This is a genomic window from Desulfosoma sp. (assembly GCA_037481875.1).
Lineage (GTDB): Bacteria > Desulfobacterota > Syntrophobacteria > Syntrophobacterales > DSM-9756 > Desulfosoma.
This window is the reverse complement of the sequence record JBBFKY010000013.1, coordinates 54,473-74,835: the sequence shown is the minus strand read 5'-3', so window position 1 is coordinate 74,835 and position 20,363 is coordinate 54,473. Positions and strand designations below refer to the sequence as shown.

Here is a 20,363-nt window from a genome sequence, read left to right as displayed (position 1 = left end):
TCAGGTGACCGCTCCGGCTCCGTCCAAACGGGCTCGGCTCTTTTCCATGAACCATCCCTGAGGGTCCGAGTAATAGAATTTCAAGTCCTGAAGGAGTCGGCGATGCTCCCGTTCTTCGGCCGAAAGGCGCTGGAGGAACTCCTTTTGGGAAGGTTCCTTCACCTCGCTGAGTTTTTCCTCAAACAGACGAATGCAGGCCTCTTCCAGTTGAATACCCGCATCCAGAGCCTTGATCTCGTCCGTGCAGGCTTCGGGAAGCTTGTCTTTATCGAGGGTTATTCTTTGAGCCACGCGTCTGAAGAGATCCTGTTCAGGCGGGACATAGCGACAGGCGGCCGTCCAGTCCTTCCCTGCCTGAAGTTCTTCTTGAATGCGAGCCAGGGCTCTTTCATGTTCCTGTTCCGCTTCGTAAAGGACTCGAAAGGTCTCTCGACCGACGGCATCCTCACAGAAGCCCATGGCTTCCTGATACAGTTTTTCTTTCCTTTCTTTGATCTCCAAGACCTCGCACAGAAGATCGAGCAACATGTTTTCCGCCGCTTCCATCGGTTTTTCTCCTTCCATGATTTTCTGTGGCAGGTTCAAGTTCCCTGGATGCCTTTGATTTCAGATTCCCTGGATCCCTTTCTGAATGAAGGTCCGCTCCCTTGGAAGGGCCTACAATGTTCTCGGTGGAACACACCCCCGCAAGGGTCCTTTGGATGACCTCAATGTCGGTCCTTGCCCCATGAGTTCAGGTTTCGTCGGAGCCGCAATCGTAGGGGCGCACAGAGGTGTGTTCGCCGTGTTGGAAGGCTAGCCTGGCGATTTCTTGGGTACTGACAATGTAGGAATGCACCGGTGTGTGTCCCCTATGGCCGATCCCGTCCAAGGGGTTCGGGGGCGGACCCATCGGTCCGCCCCCTCAAGGACCCGGAACATTGGTCGGAAACGCCTTGAAATCCCCAGAGCTGCGTTCCATCCTGACAACATTTCTTTGGGCGGACACTTCGATTCGCCCTTACCACGATGAGAAGGATCTCACGGGGGACAAACCCCAACGGAAACGGCGCTCATTCGGCCGGAGGCGCGACCAGGGTCGTTCCAGGCGGTAGTGTAAACACCCTCTGGCCCAGTTCCTTGTCCAGCATGAAAAGGGCGCCTTGTGCGTCCCCCATGAGTTTCATCTGTTGGACGATTTCTCCAACACTGGCCTCTTCTTCCACCTGCTCCGAAACGAACCATTGGAGAAAATTGTTGGTGGCATGGTCCCTTTCCTCAATGGCCAGGTCCACCAGATGATGAATGAGACCCGTCACCTTGTTCTCATGCTTGGCCACCTCTTCAAACATGGCCAAAGGAGAATCCCAACGGTTTGGCGGCGCCGCGATAGAGCTCAAAAGGACACGTCCTCCGCGTTCCGTGACGTAGTCATAGAACTTCACGGCATGGGACAGTTCTTCGAGAGCCTGCGCTTCCATCCAACGGGCACATCCGTTCAAACCCACATCACGGCAATAGGCCGCCATGGCAAAGTACAGGTACGAAGAGTAGAGTTCGGCGTTGATTTGATCGTTCAACGCTTCAGCCATTTTTTCACTCAACATGCGTTCTTACCCTTTCCACAGGCCATGGAGGTTGCAGTATTCGCGAGCGTACACATTTTGCGCCTGAACACAAAAAGTGGCTTCGGGAGCATCCCCGGGTTTCAAGAAGTGGAAGTAGGAGATGTCATCGGCCACCAGCTCGATCCACTGAATGTAATGCTTTTCTTCCATGGGATGCGCCACGCTGCCTACTTTGACCTTGTAACCGTCAGCGGTCTTTTCCACCACCGGAACATGCTTTTCCTTGGAAGCATCCACGACGCCTTCCTTTTGCAGGTTCATGGGCTGACCGCAGCACACCAATTCACCCTTGCCGCCCCAAAGGACTTCCACAATGTTTCCGCACACATCACATTTGTACACTTCACGTCTTTCAGCCATTTGTACCGACCTCCCTCTCACATGATGAACGATAAGGTCCCTGCGGCAAACCAAATCCTGCCGCGTTTTGAGGCAGGGCGAAGAATCCCTTCGCCCTTACACGGGACACCCTTGAAACCCCAAGGCTTGAAGCTCTTCGGACTTCCCCGAGACCTTGGAGGCACCCTAAAGTTTTGACAGTGGCCCTAAAGTCGGTCGTTTTTCACGGCCTCCAGGACCGCGGCATAATCGGGTTCTTCGGTCAATTCCTTGACCAGTTGCGCATGCTTGACGATGCCGTCTTTACCAACGACGAAGACGGCTCGCGCCAAAAGGCGCAACTCTTTGATGAGGACGCCGTAGGCCTGACCGAAAGAGGCGTCGCGGTGATCGGAAAGTGTGATAACCCGTGTGATGCCTGCCGCCCCGCACCATCGCTTTTGCGCAAAGGGAAGATCCATGCTTACGGTCAAAACCACGACGTCTTCGCCGAGTTTTTCCGCTTCCTGATTGAAACGCCGGGTTTCCATGTCGCACACCGGCGTATCCAGAGACGGGACCGACGAAAGGATAACGGTTTTTCCTGCAAACTGGGAAAGTCGCACAGGTTGGAGATCATTATTGAGGGCCTGGAAATCGGGAGCCTTGTCTCCCACGGAAACAACGGATCCCACAAGGGTCAAGGGGGAACCTTTCATGGTCACAGCGCCGGGTCTTTCTGTCATGGGCATTCTCCTCTGCCTGGTGAAGGTGCACACGAAAAGAGTTCACGTGCCTTTGAGCCACCTTGATGCCATGCTTTGACCGTAACTTTAAGCGCCCCCTTGAGGATCGTCAACCGTCGAACCCCCTTTCTTCATGATTCTTGCACGGGTTCGAGGATCACACGCACATCGGCCACTGTGGCTCCCGATCCTTTAGGATGCACAAGGACCGGGTTCATATCCAATTCCTTGATTTCCGGATGGTCCAAGGCAAGATTGGAAAGACACACCAGATAGCGTTCCAAAATGGCCGTATCCGCTTCGGGACGTCCCCGAACCCCTTTGAGAAGATCGTAGCCTTGGATTCCACGCATCATGCGCCGAGCTTCGTTACGCCCGATGGGAGCCACCCGAAAATCCACATCTTTAAAAACTTCCACGAAGATACCCCCGAGGCCGAACATGAGCAAAGGCCCAAAAATCGGGTACCGGCTCATGCCCAAAATGACTTCTTCTCCGGGAGGGGCCATTTTTTGCACTAACACTCCCAAAATCTCAGCCTTTGGATCATACGCTTTGGCATTCGCGACGATACTGTCAAAAGCTTCCGCCACATCCTGAGCCGACGTCAAATGGAGCCGGACACCTTTGGCATCGCTTTTGTGAAGAATCTGGGGTGAGACGATCTTCATGGCCACGGGAAAGGTGAGACTGGTGGCATATTCCACAGCCTCTTCCCGCGTTACGGCCACAAAAGAAGGCAGAGTCTGAAACCCATAGCATCGCAACAGCTCCGCCCCTTCCCATTCCGTCAACGCTCTTCGGCCCTGACTCAAAGCGGCTTCAAGGATGCGGCGAGCCCCCTCTTTGTCATGTTCCAAAGCGAACTGAGCCAGCTTTTGACGGTTCAGCCAACTGGAATACCGATAGAGCGCCCCAAAAGCCTTGGCGGCATGCTCCGGAAAACGATAGACGGGAATACCATGTTCCTGAAGAACCTTGACGCCTGCCGAAACGTCAAAGATTCCCATGAAGCAACACAGAATGGGTTTTTGAGTCCTCTGGTCGATCTTGACAATGGCTTTGGCGGTTTCCAGAGCGTTGGTCATGGATTGAGGGGTCAGAATCACAAGAGCGCCATCCACGCCCTGGTCCTTGATGACGGCTTCCAAGGCCCGTTCGTATCGCTCCTGCGTAGCGTCCCCAATGACGTCTACAGGATTATGCAAATTGGCCGTGACCGGCAGATGGCTCTGCAGAGCTTCCACGGTCTCTTCTTGAAACCTGGCCAGTTCCAAGCCGGAAGAAACCGTCATGTCGGTGGCCACGATCCCCGGCCCGCCGGCATTGGTCACAATGGCGACCTTGTTCCCTTGAGGTGTTTTTCGACTGACGAAGGCTGCGGCAAAGTTAAACAATTCCTCGATGGAATCCACGCGAATGATTCCCGCCTGTTTAAAAATGGCGTCATAGACCGCTTCGGACCCGGCCAAGGATCCCGTATGAGAGGCGGCGGCTCGAGCCCCGGCTACGGTGCGGCCGGACTTGATCACCAAAACAGGTGTCGGTCGATCCCCCGAGGTCATTTCCTTGACTTCCTGAATGAATTCAGGACCGCGACGCAGTTCTTCCAGGTAGATCATGATCACCTGCGTGTCTTCATCCTGATGCAGGTATCTCAGGAGATCCAATTCATCCACATCCGCCTTGTTGCCGATGGAAATAAACTTGGAAAACCCAAAATCCCTTTCCGCGGCAAAATCCAACACCGATGTGCACAAAGCTCCACTCTGAGAAATAAAGGATATGTGACCGGGAGCGGGCATACGATTGGAAAAGCTGGCGTTCATGCGCACGGAAGGATGCGGGTTGATCACCCCCAGACAGTTAGGCCCCACAAGACGCATGCCCGCTTCGCGACATCGCGCCGCAACGGCCTCTTCGATGGATCGACCTTCAGGACCTACTTCACGAAACCCCGCCGACACAATGACAATGCCCTTGACCCCTTTCTGCGCGGCTTCTTCCACCGCATTCAGAGCCGCCTTGGGAGGCACCACCAAGATGGCCAAATCCACGGGATCGGGAATGTCGAGAAGGGTGGGGTAGGCTTTGACACTGAGAACCGACCGAGCTTTCGGATTGACGGGGAACAGAGTGCCTGTGTACCCCCCGCGCAAGATATTGGCGAAAAGATCGTGGCCGACCTTTCCGGGAACAGTGGAAGCTCCGATCACGGCCACAGATCCCGGAGAAAAGATGGCATCCAATCGTTCCATGAGTCCTCCTTGGCCCCGATGGCGATCCAATCCGGTCAACCGGTCGAAGTCGATCCCTGCACGCCTACATGGACTGTGCGCGTCCTCGGGCCATCGTAGTCACATAAAAAAATTCTTTGCCATGTTCCAAGAAGAAGCCGGCCTTTTTCCACGAGAACCGAGACACTGGAACCCGTGAGGGTTGTCTTGATATGGGCCGCGGCATTGCCTTCCGTATGCCGATAATGGGCCGTCCAGGGAATCAGGTGATCCAAGGTACGCAACACATCGTCCATGACCGCCGGATCCGCCCCTTCGTTGATGGTCACGCCCGCGGTCGTATGCGGCACATAAATGAAGCAGATACCGTCGGCGATTCCGGCTTCTCGCACTTTTTCGGCCACAGAAGATGTAATGTCCACAGCGTCGCTGCGGGACGATGTCTTCACCTGAAAACTCATCCGCTTCATGGAACGCCTCCCTGTCTTTATTCCAAGACCCCGCGAGGGACGTAAAGCCCCGAAGGGGTTCGCTTCAGTCCTTCGTCGAGTTCCTTCTCCATCTTTTCAAGGCGCCGAAGATCGGCATTCAGATCCGGAGTGAAGAAGTTGAAAAAAATGGCCATGGCCAACTCCACGATGCGTCTCATAACCGGGCTGGATCCCGAATCTTTAAGGTCTTGAGCGTGCTCGGAAAGGGCGAAGACCTTTTCCACTCGAAAAGGATCGTCTTCATTCAGCAGGGTCCACAGAGCCACCTCTTCCCAGTCCTTGGCAAGACCGCGACACACCTCCAGAGGGAATAACTCTCGCGTCGCTTCACCGAGGCTTTTATCCAGACGTTCTTCAGCAAGATACCGAGGAATCCTGATCACACCGTCTTGGATAGTTTTCAAACCCGTCACCCATCGCTCAAGAGCCGATTTGTCGGAAAAAAGTCCCTCATAAGGCACAACTTCCAGATTTGAGGTAATAAAGTCCACAAGATCAGGAAGATCCACTTCTCTTAAGGGGGCTAGCCCTTTTTGATCCCACATCTGAAGGAAGTAGGGGCGAGGGTCTTCGAGAACGTAAGGTTCGAGAAGTCTTCGAACCATTGGCACATCCGTTCTATATTCAGCGGGAATGCGGTTGAAAGACACCAGGGTCTCATGCACACGGGCCATGTGCCCTAAAGACACCTCGCGTATCGGGCTTTCCAAAAAGTCGGCTATTTTTCGAAGTTTATCCTTAAATTCTCTTCTAGACAGGGAATAGATTCCCAAAAGTTCACAGGAAAAACCTGCGCCGAGCGTCATAAGGATGACACAGGGACTGTCCTCGCTTTTTGAAAAAACGTAGGCACTATATTGAAACATGTGATCTTTAGCGGAAGCTGCAAGATAAGCTTCGTTTTTCATTTCTTGCGCCTTGACAAGAACCACCGGGGAAGAATCTTGCACGGGAGCGGAAGCTTCACAGACGACGAATCCCTTTTGTCGAAACCGATAAGCCGCCTGGCGCACGATGCGTGTCAAACGTTTATCCTGAACGATTTCTTGCAGGGCGCAAAAAGCTCGAAAACACACAGGACCGCCTTCGTGGCTTAAAGCTTCCAGCAAGGCCGCCGCAAGGGCTTCACGCTGCAACAAAGACTGTTTAAGGCTTCTTAAGCAGTTCTCCAGGCTGGGTCCTTGAGGGTCCTGCATGCGAAGGCGGTCCATAAAAAAGCTCAATTCCGCCTTTTCATTTTCGGAAATCTTCAGAAGATCGGCTGGTTTCTTTTTCTTGCTCATGCTTTTCTCCAACCATTGCTTGACCTCGTTCGCCAGGCTGTTTGAAAACTAGGTTGTGCAAAGTGTTCTTTGATCCAGAGCAGGCCATGAGTCTCGGTGTCAAGGCAAACGTTTTTCTGAATTTCCATCCGGTCCATGGCTTTAGGGGCGCAACGGTGTGTGTTCCCCCATTGGCCTTGCCATTACGGCTGTACAGGGGGCGGACACATGGGTCCGCCCACCTGGGGGCATGTCCCCCGGCTGTAGGGGCGCACCTCTGTGTGGGCCACCATTGTTCCTTCCCATACCGGCGGCTTTGGGGGCGGACACATGGGTTCGCTCCTACACGTTGCCGCCCGCCGATTTTATCGTTGCATCGGCAAACACGCTTGAGAACTTCGCCCAAGCCTTTCGCCGTCCTAAGGACAAAGATGCTTAGGCCCGTCCTTTCCGATCCCAAAAATTCTTGCGGCTGCAATTCACCCTATTCTAAAAGCTAAAAACCACGCAGGCAAAGAAAAAGCCCCGGAAACCATGCCGTGTTTCCGGGGCTCGCGAAGCTTCAAAACCTTCGAGAATCTATTCTTCCTCTTCCGCTTCCTCTCGAGGCTCGATGATGAGCGAATCCGCCACCAATTCCCAAAGGTATTTCACTTCCACATCCATGAAATCGTATTCTTTGCGCAGACTCTTCATGATCTGGTCGCGGCAGTTGTGGCACGGCGCAATGAGCAGCTTGGCACCCGTATCCTTGATCTGCTTGGCCTTGACACGTCCGTAAAAGATGCGTTCCTCTACATACGGAGCCGCCCACGCCCCGCCTCCGGCGCCGCAGCAATAGTTGTTGGCCCGGTTCGGGTACATGTCCACGAAATGCTCACAGCATTGCTGCACCACCCAACGAGGCTCTTCGTAATAGCCATGCCCAAAAGCTCGTTCACTCTTTCGAGCGTAATTGCATGGGTCATGGTAGGTGGTCAGTTCATGGTGGATGGATTTGTCCACCTTGATACGCCCTTCTTCCAGGTACTGCTTCAGGAGATCATGAATGCTGACAAACTTCACGCCTTCATCGGCAAACCAATTTTGCAGACCAAGCCTGGTCGCATAGTAGGCGTGCCCTCACTCGGGTAAGACCAGGTACTCGCATTCGAGTTCCTTGTAGTTCTGGACGATGCGTCCCACGATTTCTTTCATGGCCGCATCGTCGCCTGTAAACAAGCCCCAGTTCACCCCTTCCCAGTTCTTGGAAGCGATCGTCCAGGATTCATTGGCGGCATAAAGAATACGCCACCAAAACATCATGTCCTCGGGTTCGGCGAAGGGCTCCTTGGAATTGATGGTGAAAAGATACTTGGCTCCCTTTTTGTCGATGGGGATCTCAAACCCGGGCAACTCTTCAGCCAGTTCGGCGGCCAAATCTTCCAGCAGGTACCGGAAATCTTCCTCAGGAATACCCACGTTGTTTCCGGTCTTAAGGCACATCTCCACACCCTTGTGAAGCACCCCCGGTACCTTGTCCCGATCACGCATGCTGCGGGCGGAACGAAGCAGCTTCAAGAGATCGATATTCATGGGACAAGCGTACTCACAACGACCGCACAGGGTGCAGACCCATGGGAATTTGGAGTCCACCACTTCCTGGTCCAGACCCAAAACGGCCAGACGTACCACCTTGCGCACATCCAAGCCGTCCACCCCCGTGACAGGGCACCCACCGGCGCAGGTGCCGCACGTCAGGCACAGCTCGGCGTACTGGCTCGCCAGTTTGCGCCTCTCTCTTTTCGTCAACAGCAACGGCTCCATAGCTCTCTCCCCTGACTCGGTTCCCGTTTTATTGGTTCCACCTATACGTAACACAAGCTCGGTTCAGTTAAAAGAAATTTTTCCCAAGATCTTCGTTCTTGGACACCTAGTACTCATTGGGCAAGGAAGCCAGTTTTTGCATGGAAAACACGGGACCATCCTTGCACACGTATTCCGTGCCGATGTTGCAGCGGCCGCACATGCCGATGCCGCATTTCATGCGCATCTCCAAGCTGGTGATGATGCGCTCGGGCGGGAATCCTAAATCGGCAAGAACGGGCAGCGTGAACTTGATCATGATGGGCGGGCCGCACACAATGGCATAGGCGTTTTCGGCGCTGGGCGCTTTTTCCTTGGTGACGGCAGGAACAAAGCCCACGTTGTACTTCCACTGAGGATCGTCCGTGGCATCCACGGTAAGATGCATGGTGATGTCATCACGCCGTTCCCAAGCCACCAGCTCGTCCTTGTAAAGGAGCAGACCCGGATTACGGGCTCCATAAACCACTGTAATGTCCCCATAGTCCTTTCGGTGAGCGGGATCCAGCAACCAGACAATGGAAGACCGAAGGGTGGTAAAGGCGAAACCGCCACCGATAATCACCACGTTTTTGCCTTTCATTTCATCCCATGGGTACCAGTTGCCCAAGGGACCGCGCACACCCATGATTTCCCCAGGTTTCATGTTATGCAGGTAAGTCGTCACCCGGCCCACTCGATTCACGGTGAACATGAGAAAACCCTTTTCCGTGGGTGACGAAGCGATGCCGATAGGCACTTCCCCTTGACCGGCCACGGACAGTTCCGCGAATTGTCCGGGCATATACTGAAAAGCCGCTTCATCTTCTTTGTTCAAAAAAACGAGCTTAAAAGTTTTCAGGTTACGATCCGAGGTTTCCGTGATGATGTCCTGAATTCTGACCGGGTAAGGCAAATAGGGATTCTTCACGTCCATCCTCCACATTAGGTCGGGCACACACAGGAAGCCGCCATCATCCCTGCAACCCGTCGAATATCGATATTCACAGGGCAGTACTGCACGCATCGTCCGCAGCCCACGCACGCCGGCCCGTTTCCGTACTTGTCCACATAGTATTTGAACTTGTGCATGAATCTTTGGCGCACCCGCTGCAATTTTTGATTTCTCGGATTATGACCGGACCCATGCAACGTGAATAAAGGAAACATGCAGGCATCCCACAGACGTAGACGCACCCCTTCGTGCTGATACACTTCATCCTGAATGTCGAAACACCAGCATGTGGGGCACAGAAAGGTACAGGTCCCGCAATTGATACAGGCGAATTGGACCTCTTCCCAAAAAGAAGCCTGAAAAAGCTCCGTCATGGGTTTGTCTCGAAGAGGCTCGGGGGACAACAACCGAGGCAGGCTTCGTTCCGCTTCCTGGGCGATGGATGCTGCCTGGGCTCGAATGTCCTCATCGGCCGGTCGACCTTCTTCGATGTCAGCCAGCAGATCTTGCCCCGACTCCGTCACCGCCTCCAAAAGATAGCCTTCGGGCAGTTCGGTCATGAGCACATCCAGGGCTGTTCGATCAAAAGGGCCGGTGCCTACGGAAGTGCAAAAGCATGTGCTGCACGGTTCATGGCAGCCAAGCCCCACGAGTACAGTGGCCTGACGGCGCTTTCGCCACCACGGATCCACGTATTGTTCCGTGACGAAGTTGACATCCACCAGTTGAAACGCCTTGGCATCGCAAGGTCTAAGGCCCCACACGACGCGTTTTCCCAAATCCTTGGGAATCTCCGCCAAAATCCCTTCCTTGGGGTCGCCTTTTTTGAGGCTGAAGCGAAACATGGCTTCCTGCTGAGGATGCATCAATTCCTTGGGAGAGAGGCGCGTGTTCTGATAAGACAAATCCGCTTTGTCGGGCCGGTCCAAAAGCCGAAATCGGTAAGTGTCACCTTCCTTGACCGGCGCAAAGACTCGAGCTTTGTCCATGATACGGCCGATCAGAAGGGGCATTTTTTCTTTTGGCACATAGATTGTCAGCATGGATCCATCCTCTATCGCATTGGTTCTCGGCTGATGCGCGCTCTGGATTGGCGTCATTTGATAAAATCCTGCGGGTCATCGGGTCTATAGGTGTCTAAAGGCGGCCGCCCTTCCATGACCAAGCCCGCTTCATAGCCGTAGAGTTCCTTCACATCCTTTTCCAATTTCTTGGTGAACTGGCGAACGGAAATCCCCATGGGACAGGCCCGTTCACAAGCCCCACAGTCCGTGCATCTCCCGGCTAAATGAAAGGCTCGTAGCAGATGAAACGTGCGGGTGTCCGTGGCATCCAGTGTCTTCCCCACCCATTGGGGCCTCGATTCATCCACAAAGCAAGTGGGACAATAGCACATCGGACAAGCGTTTCGGCACGCATAACAGCGAATGCAGGAAGCGATAAGCTCCTCAAAATAACGCCATTTGTCTTGAGGCGGCATGGCTTCCACGCGCCGAACGTCCTCGTAGCGGTCGACTCCCGTCTGTTCCGACACCAAATCCCCAAGAAGTTCATCGTAGATCACAGGGTTGCGGTGCGTACAAATGCGGCAGTTGTCCTGCAGGTATTCCTCACGCCGAAGCACCTCTTCAAAGCCTTTTCCCGACACATGCAGTTCGGGACCGTTTTCCGTGACCTGCAAAGGCTCCCGCCCTTTCAAAAAAGCCCATATCTTGCGTCGATCCACCATGCCGTGACATGGGGCTCCAAGGATATAGAGCTGATTCCTCTGAAATTGATTTTCTTGCATCTGAAGGACCATGTTGCGACTGTCACACCCTTTGGCCACCACCGCCACACGGTCTTTGCGCTTGACGAGGTAATTGGCGAGATTCACGCCGCAGAAACTGTTCCAGACCAATTGATCCACCTGATCGACATGGCGGATCATGACAGGCTCACTCATCATGGGAATCGTCCCCTGACGAAACCCGATCACCCCGTCCACCTTCTTTTCCACCAAAAGACGCTGGGCAGCTTCCCGAATTTTTTTCGTGTACGCGTGCATCTATGCCACCTCAACTTGACAGGCCGCTTTCAAAGGCGCCTCAAGATCGTCCCATTCCGGTTTCCTTTTGATGAAATGCTTGGCCGGCCCCACGGCCCGCACCGCTTCCACCACTTCTCGAGCCGTCTCGGCAAACTTGGAAGCCTCCGCCGAAGAAATCCATGAAAAATGAAGCCGTCCCGGTTCGATGCCCGTATGCTCCAGGAAATTTTTAAGCAGAGCAAACTTTCGGCGGGCATAATAGTTGCCCTCGATGTAATGGCAATCCCCCGGATGGCAACCGGACACCCAGACGCCATCGGCACCATGGCGCAAGGCCGCCAAGAGAAACTTGGGATTGATTCGGCCGCTGCACGGCACGCGAATCACTCGAATGTTTACCGGATACTGCAACCGGCTTACACCGGCCAGATCCGCCGCTCCGTAAGAGCACCAGTTGCAAAGAAACGCTATGATTTTGGGTTCCCAGGCATTCATCGTATTCGCTCCCGGCATCGCCTTTTACAGGCTGTCGATCATGGTAAAGATTTGGGCATCATCGAACCCTTGGAGCTGGATCGCTCCTGAACGGCACGACGCCACACACAAGCCGCATCCCTTGCACAGGGCCGGATTGATTTCCGCCAGACCCCGCTCATTGAACCGAGGCGCCGAATAAGGACAAATGGCCACGCATGTGCCGCACGCACTGCACAGGAACGGATTGGTACGAGCCACCGTGCCGGGAAAATAGATGCGATCCCGAGCCAAGATCGTGGCTGCTCGAGCCGCCGCCGCTTGAGCCTGGGCGATACTTTCATCCAACGGCTTGGGATAATGGGCCAGGCCGCAGAGAAAAACACCGTCGGTGGCAAAATCCACAGGCCTCAGCTTGGCATGAGCTTCAATCAAAAACCCGTCTTCGTTCATGGGAACTTTGAACAACTGGGCCAAAGATTCGTCGGCATTGGGGAGTATGGCCGTGGCCAGCGTGATAAGATCGGCCGTCAACACCAAGGGTCGACGTAAAATGTGATCTGTGACGGTGACTCTTAAGGCACCGTCGTTTTGTTCCACCTTGGGCTTGTCTTCCAAGGAGTAACGAATAAAGAGCACACCGGCTCGGCGTGCTTCCTGGTAGAGCCTTTCTCGTTCCCCGTAACTTCGAATATCCCGGTAGAGTACATAGACATCGGTGTCGGGTTGACGCCTTTTAATTTCCAACGCGCTCTGAATGGTGTGGGTGCAGCACACTCGACTGCAATAAGGCCGCTCCGGTTCCCGACTTCCCACACACTGAATGAAGACCACGGACCTGGCCTGAGTGAGCGCAGCATCGTCTGTACGCAGCTTCTCGTCCAGCTCCAGATGCGTCAAAACCCGAGGATCTTGCCCGTAGAGGTACTCATTGGGTTTCCATTCTCGACCGCCTGTGGCGATGACGGCCACACCGTGTTCCACCGTGATCGGTTCGGCTCCGTTTTGAATCGTGGACTTGAAGTTACCCACAAAACCTTCCACAGCGGTCAAACGCGCATTCAGATGAACGGTGATGAGGGGATGTTCGTTCACCCTTTGACGCAGCTGCTCCACGTAGGCGCCGATATTCTCCCCACGCCACGTCTTGTGAAGCCTCAGAGCCTGGCCGCCAAGCTGCGGGCCGCTTTCCACCAAATTCACAGGATACCCCTGATCGGCTAGAGACAGTGCAGCGGTCATGCCGGAGACACCCCCGCCGACCACCAAAGCTCGCCGCGTCACGGCCAGTTCCGGTTCAGGCAGAGGTTCCAGGAGAGCCACCTTGGCCACGGCCATGCGTACCAAATCTTTGGCTTTTTCCGTCGCCATGGCCGGATCCATGCCATGCACCCAGGAATCCTGGTTTCGAATGTTGGCCATTTCAAACAGGTATTTGTTCAAACCCGCATCGGCCATGGTTTCCTGAAACAAGGGTTCATGGGTCCGAGGAGTGCATGCCGCCACCACAATGCGGTTCAGGTTGTGTTCGCGAATAACCTTTTTCATGACTTCCTGAGTGTCCTGGGAACAGGAGTAGAGATTGTCCGCGACATATTCCACATAAGGCAACGTCTTGGCGTACTCGGCCACGGCTCTGACATCCACCACGCCACTGATGTTGATACCGCAATGGCACACAAAAACCCCGATGCGAGGAGGTTCCCCGTAGACGTTACGCTGCGCCGGAATTTCCTTTTCCTTGACCAAAGTGCCCCGGACCGCCCCCAAAAGGCTTCCGGCAGCCGCCGCCGCAGCGCTGGCTTCCATTACCGATTGAGGAATATCCTTCGGGCCCTGAAAAGCACCGCACACAAAGACACCGGGTCGGGAAGACGCCACAGGATCAAAAGAAGAATGTTCGGCGAAAAGATCATCGTTCAGGCGAACTTGCAATCGCTCGGCCAAAGCCTTCGCCTCCGCAGGGGTCTGCAAGCCCACGGACAAGACGACCAGATCAAACACTTCCGAAACCACCCGGCCGTCTTCCGTGACGTAGGATACTTCCACATCACCGCCACTACCCGGCACTTCTTCCAGGCTATGGACTCGAGAACGAATAAACCGCACCCCGTGTTCTTCCTTTGCCCGGTTGTAGTATCTTTCGAAATCCTTGCCATGGGTGCGCATATCCATGAAGAAAATGGCCGTATCCAGGTCTTTTCCGATGTGTTCCTTGGCGATGACCGCTTCCTTGACGGCATACATGCAACAGACGGCCGAACAGTAAGCATGGTCGCAGTGATGAATGTCTCGAGAACCCACACACTGAAGCCACGCGATCTTTTTGGGTTCCTTGTGGTCCGAAGGCCGCACCACATGGCCCATGGTCGGCCCCGACGCCGAAAGCAGCCGCTCGAATTCCATGGCCGTCATGACGTTGGGCAATCGTTTGTAACCGTACGTGTCGTAAATGCTGGGATCAAAAGGTTCAAAACCGGGAGCCACAATCACGGCCCCAACCTGAAGTTCCTGAACATGTTCTTGATCCTCATGGACCACAGCGTCGGCCAAACAGGCATCCACACAGCGGTAACATTCCGAACATACGCCGCAGTCCAAGCATCTTTGAGCTTCCCGGCGTACCTGCTCTTCCGTGAATCCCAACTGCACTTCGTTAAAGTTTCCAAGGCGCTCCTTGGGGCTCAAGCGAGGCATGCGCTCTCGAGGTATCCGATCATAGCCTTCCGTCGGCACATTCTGGACCGCTTCCCAGCGCTTTTCTCGCCCTTGACGTAAATCTTCGCCGCGCAAAAACCGATCCATGGACACGGCGGCTTCCTTGCCGGCCGCAATGGCTTCAATGACCGTCCGTGGTCCCGTAACCGCATCACCTCCGGCAAAAATATCCGGATCGTCCGACTGCAAGGTCAGGGGATCCACCTTGATGGTTCGCCAATCACTCAAAGAGCAGGCACATTCCGGCGTGAGACACGACCAATCCGTCTCCTGCCCGATGGCGGCGATGACCGCGTCCACTTCCAGAATAAAATTGGACCCCTTCACTTCTACAGGCCGACGACGACCGCTCGCATCCGGTTCCCCAAGAGCCATCTTCACGCATTCGATGGCCTTGACCTTCCCGTTTTCCCCAATGATACGAACGGGATTGGTCAGGGTGAGAATCTCGATGCCTTCCTCATGGCATTCTTCAATCTCTTCCTCATTGGCAGGCATTTCCGCCAAACTGCGCCGATACACGATAAAAGGTTTCTTGGATCCCGTGCGCAGCGCCGTGCGGACACAGTCCATGGCCACATTGCCGCCGCCCACCACCGCCACGCGATCCCCAAGAAAGATTCGATTCCCCAGGTTCACTTCCCGCAAGAACTGAACCCCGGAATACACCCCTTCCAGATCTTCGCCTTCAATGCCCAGCTTCTTGCACTCATGGGCTCCGATGCCGATGAAAAACGCCTTGTAACCCTGCTCGCGCAACTGCCCGATGGTGAAGTCCTTCCCGATTTCCACTCCGGTTTTGAACTCCACCCCCATGTCACGAATCACCTGAATCTCCGCCTCGATGATATCCCGAGGCAGCCTATAGGCGGGAATACCTACCGTGAGCATCCCTCCCAGAACCGGAAGCTTCTCAAAGACCGTGACCCGGTAACCTTCCTGCGCCAAGTAATAGGCGCAGGTTAAACCCGCGGGGCCGGACCCGATAATGGCCACCTTTTCTTCCCGCTTTTGCTTGATTTCAGGAACAAACCGAGTTTCCGCCTTGAGATCCAAATCGGCGATGTAGCGCTTGATAAAGTCAATAGCCACCGGCTCATCCACTTTGCCCCGCATACAGGCGGTCTCACAGGGATGATGGCACACACGCCCGCAGATAGCCGGCAAAGGATTATCCTTCTTGATCAGCTCCAAGGCTTCCCGGTACCGCCCCTGGGCCGCCAAGGCCACATAACCTTGAACCGAAATATGGGCGGGACAGGTGGCCTTGCACGGAGAAGTCCCACGCTTTTCAATGGCAAAGGCTCCCGGAACCGCTTGAGGGTAAAGGCGATAGGCCGCCCGCCGCTCGCTTAAACCCATGTCGAATTCGTTTTTCAGGGTCACGGGACACACACGGGCACATTCTCCACAGCCCGTGCATTTTTCCAGGTCGATGAAACGAGGTTTTCGGCGAACCTTGACCCGAAAATTTCCAGGCTCCCCGCTCAGTTCTTCCACTTCACTCAGGGTCAAAACCTCAATGTTTAAATGCCGGCCGACCTCGACCAGTTTGGGAGAGATAATTCACATGGCACAGTCATTGGTAGGAAACGTCTTGTCCAATTGGGCCATCGCACCCCCGATGGACGGTTCTTTTTCCACCAGGTACACATAATAGCCCATTTCCGCCAAATCCAAGGCCGACTGCATGCCTGCAACGCCGCCGCCGACCACCAGGACCGATCCGACCATGGGGTTTCCAGTTCCGCTCGAATTCATCGTCTTTCTCCCTATCCACCCAGGATTCCATAAGATAATCCGCTCGGGATCGACCGCGCTGCGCTCTAAGCCCCATTTCCGGTGTCAAAAAGAAGACAACGGGACGGACAAGTTTGCTGCACGGCCGAAATCCCTTGGGGTTATAAAGCAGGGGTTCTAATAGAGTCAAGCCGCTGTGGCACATGGCCCAACTCTTTATTCAAACAGCTGAATTAAAAGCAGATGGGAAAGGAATCAGGTGTTTCGATCCTTTGGGTTCAGGCTTTTTCGACCAGTTTCGGTAGATGGGCCGGTTTGCTGTAGAGCACTTCACGAATTTTCCACAGAAGGGCTTCCCTTGTGAACGGTTTGTGAATAAAAAAGGATTGTTCCGCACCAACCCCGCGGTGCAGAAGCATATCGGCTGTGTAACCGGACATAAAGAGACAGGCCGCTTCGGGATGGGTTTTCGTCATATGATCCCAAAGTTCTCGACCACTCATCTCCGGCATGACCACATCGGTTAACAACAGGTGCACAGGGTCCCGTGTTTTTTCCGCCCATGCCAGGGCGGCCCTAGGATTGGGAAAAGCATGGACACGATAGCCGCTGTTTTCCAGGATCGACTGAGCCAGTTCCAGAACGACGGGTTCGTCTTCTACTAAAAGGACCGTTTCTCCAGCCCCGTAAAAATCTTCTTCCTTTAACAGCCCCGTCTCCGTGGCTTGACGTTCCTCATCCGTGAGCAAGCGAGGAAAGTAAATTTCGAACCGTGTCCCTCGTCCCGGTGTGCTCGTCACATCGATCCACCCCCTGTTTTGCTTCACAATGCCGTACACCGTGGACAATCCCAACCCTGTGCCCTTGCCCACTTCCTTTGTCGTAAAAAAGGGCTCGAAGATGCGTTCCAGCGTCTGAGCATCCATGCCGCATCCGGTATCCATCACCGTCAGTCGTACATACTGGCCTTTGGGAATGAAGACAGGGCCCGCCTTTTGGCTTCCATCCAAGGTGACGTTTTCCGTTTGCAGGGTGATTCTGCCAGTGCGATCGATGGCATCCCGGGCATTGATCACCAGATTCGCCACCATTTGATCCGCCTGGGAAGGGTCCAAAAGAATCGGCCACAAGTCACGTCCGGGTCGCATTTCCAAAACAATCTCTTCGCCGATAAGCCTTTGAAGCATGCGATGGGTTTCCGCCAGATGGTCGTTCAGGTTCAAGGGCACGGGGCGAATGACGTCCTTGCGCGCAAAGGTGAGCAGTTGTCGTACCACGCCGGCCGACCTTTGTGCGGCCTTGTGGATTTCGTTAAGCATCCGGTGCACGCGATCCTTGGAATCCACAAAACCCAAGGCCACCTCGGCATACCCCATAATGATCTGTAATGCGTTGTTAAAATCATGGGCGACGCCTCCAGCCAAACGCCCCACCGATTCCAGTTTTTGCGCCTGAGCCAGTTGATCTTCCAATTGCCGTTCCGCCGTGATATCGCGCTTCATGCCCAGGTAATGACTGATATGCCCTCTGTCATCCACAATGGGACAAATCACGGCATCTTCCCAAAAAAGCGTGCCATCTTTCTTTCGATTACAAAACACTCCTCGCCATACTTGGCCTCGGCTCAGTGTTTTCCAGAGAGCCTCGTAGGTTTCTTGAGGGGTTTGTCCGGACTTTAGAATTCTCGGATTTTGGCCGATCACTTCCTGAGGACTGTAGCCGGTGACCCGACAAAACTGTTCATTGACATATTCAATCTGTGCGGATGGATCCGTAATGACGATGGATATGGGACTTTGTTCCACAGCCCGTGTCAGCAGTCGCAAACGGGCTTCCATGGTTTTTTGTGCGGTGATATCGGTTTCAACACCAATGAAGCGCGCAGGCTTTCCCGCTTCATCCCAAGCGATCACTTTGCCACGGTCCAGCATCCAGGCATAGTCGCCCTTGGCGGTCCGAACACGGTAGATCGCTTCAAAATAGGGTGTTTTCCCTTCCAGGTGCTCTCGAAGCCGAGCCAACACTTTCGGGCGATCTTCCGGATGCACCGCTTCAGACCAGATTTTTTCATCCATGTAAGCCTTTAATGAATCCAGTCCTCGGCGTTCGGCCCACAGAGCATCCCGCACCACTTGCCGCCTCAGCACATCCCACTCCCAGGAACTCATGGACGCTGATTGGAGTGTCAGTCGATACTTTTCCAAAGTTTCATGAAGCAAGGACAAGGTGCGACGTTCCTCCGTCTGGTCTCGAAAGACCAGCACGCAGCCAAGGATGCGTCCAGAAGAATCCACCATAGGAGCTGCGCTGTCGGCAATGGGACGTTCTGTGCCGTCTCGAGCAATAAGCAAGGTGTGGTTGGCCAGCCCGACGGTCAGTCCCTTCTCCAACACCAAGGCTACTGGGTTTTCCACGGGTGATCGCGTTTTTTCATTAATGATTCGAAAAACTTCGGCACACGGTCGGCCTCGAGCATCAGCGAGATTCCAACCCGTAAGCTTTTCTGCCAAGGGGTTCATGTCCTGGATCATCCCGTCCTTGTCCGTCGTGATTACGCCCTCAGCCATGCTCCTGAAGGTGATGCGAAGAATTTCCTGTTGTTTTCGGCTTTCTTCCAAAAGAGCGGCGATTTCTTGCGTCTTTTGGCGCACGCGGGCTCTCAAAAGTCCCACCCACATAAAGCTCACAAAAACTAAAAGGCCAAGAGACCCGACGATCCATCCAATAAGGCGCCAGGGAAAGCGTGACTTCAAAGGCGTTCCCATCCATTTTCGATCGATGTCTTCAAGGGTTTTCGGAGAAAGGGCTGCAAAACCCTGCTCCACAGCCTGCAGCACATCTTCTCGGCCTTTGAGCACCGCTCGATGAAACCAGCCAGAATACAGTGTGAAGCCTTGCTTGAAATCCTCAAGCACGCCGTATTTGGTCATAAAGTAATAGGCCGGAGGATCATCGATACAAAAAATCTTGACCGCTCCCGAGGCGGCATCCCGCACAATGGCTTCGTAGCTGGAATATAAAACCAAGTTTGTGACACCCTTGGCGCGTAAAACCTCGATGCAGGCGTCACCTTCCTTCACCGCGACGGCAAAACCTCGGAGGGATTCGACATCCCCAAGGCCCGAGATGGTTTTATGGTAAAAGATACTCACAGGAATTTCAGCGTAGGGCTTTCCAAAGGAGTAGTGTTCGGCGCGTTCGGGTGTGAGAAAGATCGTGTCGATCAAATCCGCTTGACCTTGGCGAAACACCTGCTGCGCTATCGCCCAATCCATGGCCAGAAGTTCCACAGGACGTCCCGTAACCTTTTCCCACAAAGCCCAACGGTCCACCAGAATACCTTGAAGGCGCCCTTCGGGATTTCGAAAGATATATGGAGGATAATTGTCATCGAGAACGACGCGCAGGGGCCCTTCAGCAGCCGCCCTCACCCATGAAGTCGGGGCCATAAAGATGAGAAGAACCCACAGCATACAGACGGCTGCACCGATCCCTTGCGCCGAAAACGGCCAATGACCTCGATGCTTCGGCCTCATGGAACATGCTCCTGATGGAAGGAGGGAAACAGGGAAGCTTCGCCACACGCACAGCGAAATCGCTTATGCCTGATGTGACGGAAAGTTGTCAATATTCCGATGGGGTCGTTTATGTTCACGGTGACGCATTGATACTGCAGGACAACCCGAAACTTTGCGCCCAAAACCAATCGGTGAGGGGACACCGGTGTGTGACCCGTATGACCCGACCCATACCAGGGGATTCCGAGAAGGACATACGGGTCCGTCCCTACGGATGTTGGAGAACTCGCGCAGGCCGAAGAGAAGGACCATATAGGGTTAAGGTTCTGGCACGAATCCATCGTTCCGTCCTTACAGGGGTTTGTTTCTCGGCTGACATAGAATTTACCCCGCAGGGAGTGTTTCCAAGGAGGAATCCATGGCGTGGCCGAAAATCTGTTCATG

At 54.3% G+C, this 20,363-nt stretch carries 14 protein-coding genes; all 14 read right to left on the bottom strand.

Going from position 1 to position 20,363, the window contains the following annotated elements:
* Positions 1-546, bottom strand: a complete 546-nt coding sequence (locus WHS46_13995) for a ferritin family protein (GenBank protein MEJ5349788.1) — start codon at positions 544-546, stop codon at positions 1-3.
* 506 nt (positions 547-1,052) lie between these two features.
* Positions 1,053-1,586 (bottom strand): ferritin, encoded by a 534-nt coding sequence (locus WHS46_13990; protein ID MEJ5349787.1) that lies wholly within the window; start codon positions 1,584-1,586, stop codon positions 1,053-1,055.
* A gap of 6 nt (positions 1,587-1,592) precedes the next feature.
* Complete coding sequence (locus tag WHS46_13985) at positions 1,593-1,967, bottom strand: desulfoferrodoxin (protein MEJ5349786.1); 375 nt, start codon at positions 1,965-1,967, stop codon at positions 1,593-1,595.
* A gap of 185 nt (positions 1,968-2,152) precedes the next feature.
* The gene (gene tpx, locus WHS46_13980) at positions 2,153-2,671 is read right to left on the bottom strand and encodes a thiol peroxidase (protein ID MEJ5349785.1); all 519 of its coding nucleotides are present in this window, start codon (positions 2,669-2,671) and stop codon (positions 2,153-2,155) included.
* A 131-nt stretch (positions 2,672-2,802) separates the two neighbouring features.
* Positions 2,803-4,929 carry an acetate--CoA ligase family protein gene (locus WHS46_13975; GenBank protein MEJ5349784.1) on the bottom strand — a complete coding sequence of 709 codons (2,127 nt, stop codon included), beginning with the start codon at positions 4,927-4,929 and terminating at the stop codon, positions 2,803-2,805.
* A gap of 35 nt (positions 4,930-4,964) precedes the next feature.
* Positions 4,965-5,378 (bottom strand): secondary thiamine-phosphate synthase enzyme YjbQ, encoded by a 414-nt coding sequence (locus WHS46_13970; GenBank protein ID MEJ5349783.1) that lies wholly within the window; start codon positions 5,376-5,378, stop codon positions 4,965-4,967.
* Positions 5,379-5,395: 17 nt separating this feature from the next.
* Positions 5,396-6,682, bottom strand: a complete 1,287-nt coding sequence (locus WHS46_13965) for a hypothetical protein (GenBank protein MEJ5349782.1) — start codon at positions 6,680-6,682, stop codon at positions 5,396-5,398.
* Between the two features lie 558 nt (positions 6,683-7,240).
* On the bottom strand, positions 7,241-8,467 hold the full coding sequence (locus WHS46_13960; protein ID MEJ5349781.1) for a (Fe-S)-binding protein: 1,227 nt from the start codon (positions 8,465-8,467) through the stop codon (positions 7,241-7,243).
* Positions 8,468-8,573: 106 nt separating this feature from the next.
* Positions 8,574-9,422 carry an FAD/NAD(P)-binding protein gene (locus WHS46_13955; GenBank protein ID MEJ5349780.1) on the bottom strand — a complete coding sequence of 283 codons (849 nt, stop codon included), beginning with the start codon at positions 9,420-9,422 and terminating at the stop codon, positions 8,574-8,576.
* An 8-nt stretch (positions 9,423-9,430) separates the two neighbouring features.
* Positions 9,431-10,483 carry a 4Fe-4S dicluster domain-containing protein gene (locus WHS46_13950; GenBank protein MEJ5349779.1) on the bottom strand — a complete coding sequence of 351 codons (1,053 nt, stop codon included), beginning with the start codon at positions 10,481-10,483 and terminating at the stop codon, positions 9,431-9,433.
* Between the two features lie 53 nt (positions 10,484-10,536).
* A complete protein-coding gene (locus tag WHS46_13945) occupies positions 10,537-11,487 on the bottom strand; it encodes a 4Fe-4S dicluster domain-containing protein (protein ID MEJ5349778.1) in 951 nt (316 codons plus the stop codon).
* On the bottom strand, positions 11,488-11,964 hold the full coding sequence (locus tag WHS46_13940; protein ID MEJ5349777.1) for a hydrogenase iron-sulfur subunit: 477 nt from the start codon (positions 11,962-11,964) through the stop codon (positions 11,488-11,490).
* 24 nt (positions 11,965-11,988) lie between these two features.
* A complete protein-coding gene (locus tag WHS46_13935; protein ID MEJ5349776.1) occupies positions 11,989-16,395 on the bottom strand; it encodes an NAD(P)-binding protein in 4,407 nt (1,468 codons plus the stop codon).
* 284 nt (positions 16,396-16,679) lie between these two features.
* A complete protein-coding gene (locus WHS46_13930; GenBank protein ID MEJ5349775.1) occupies positions 16,680-19,937 on the bottom strand; it encodes a PAS domain S-box protein in 3,258 nt (1,085 codons plus the stop codon).
* Between the last annotated feature and the right edge of the window lie 426 nt (positions 19,938-20,363).

Coding starts and splice junctions, on each gene's coding strand:
- WHS46_13995 (MEJ5349788.1), bottom strand. CDS start 546: ATGGAAGCGGCGGAAAACATGTTGCTCGATCTTCTGTGCGAGGTCTTG.
- WHS46_13990 (MEJ5349787.1), bottom strand. CDS start 1,586: ATGTTGAGTGAAAAAATGGCTGAAGCGTTGAACGATCAAATCAACGCC.
- WHS46_13985 (MEJ5349786.1), bottom strand. CDS start 1,967: ATGGCTGAAAGACGTGAAGTGTACAAATGTGATGTGTGCGGAAACATT.
- tpx (MEJ5349785.1), bottom strand. CDS start 2,671: ATGACAGAAAGACCCGGCGCTGTGACCATGAAAGGTTCCCCCTTGACC.
- WHS46_13975 (MEJ5349784.1), bottom strand. CDS start 4,929: ATGGAACGATTGGATGCCATCTTTTCTCCGGGATCTGTGGCCGTGATC.
- WHS46_13970 (MEJ5349783.1), bottom strand. CDS start 5,378: ATGAAGCGGATGAGTTTTCAGGTGAAGACATCGTCCCGCAGCGACGCT.
- WHS46_13965 (MEJ5349782.1), bottom strand. CDS start 6,682: ATGAGCAAGAAAAAGAAACCAGCCGATCTTCTGAAGATTTCCGAAAAT.
- WHS46_13955 (MEJ5349780.1), bottom strand. CDS start 9,422: ATGGACGTGAAGAATCCCTATTTGCCTTACCCGGTCAGAATTCAGGAC.
- WHS46_13950 (MEJ5349779.1), bottom strand. CDS start 10,483: ATGCTGACAATCTATGTGCCAAAAGAAAAAATGCCCCTTCTGATCGGC.
- WHS46_13945 (MEJ5349778.1), bottom strand. CDS start 11,487: ATGCACGCGTACACGAAAAAAATTCGGGAAGCTGCCCAGCGTCTTTTG.
- WHS46_13940 (MEJ5349777.1), bottom strand. CDS start 11,964: ATGAATGCCTGGGAACCCAAAATCATAGCGTTTCTTTGCAACTGGTGC.
- WHS46_13930 (MEJ5349775.1), bottom strand. CDS start 19,937: ATGAGGCCGAAGCATCGAGGTCATTGGCCGTTTTCGGCGCAAGGGATC.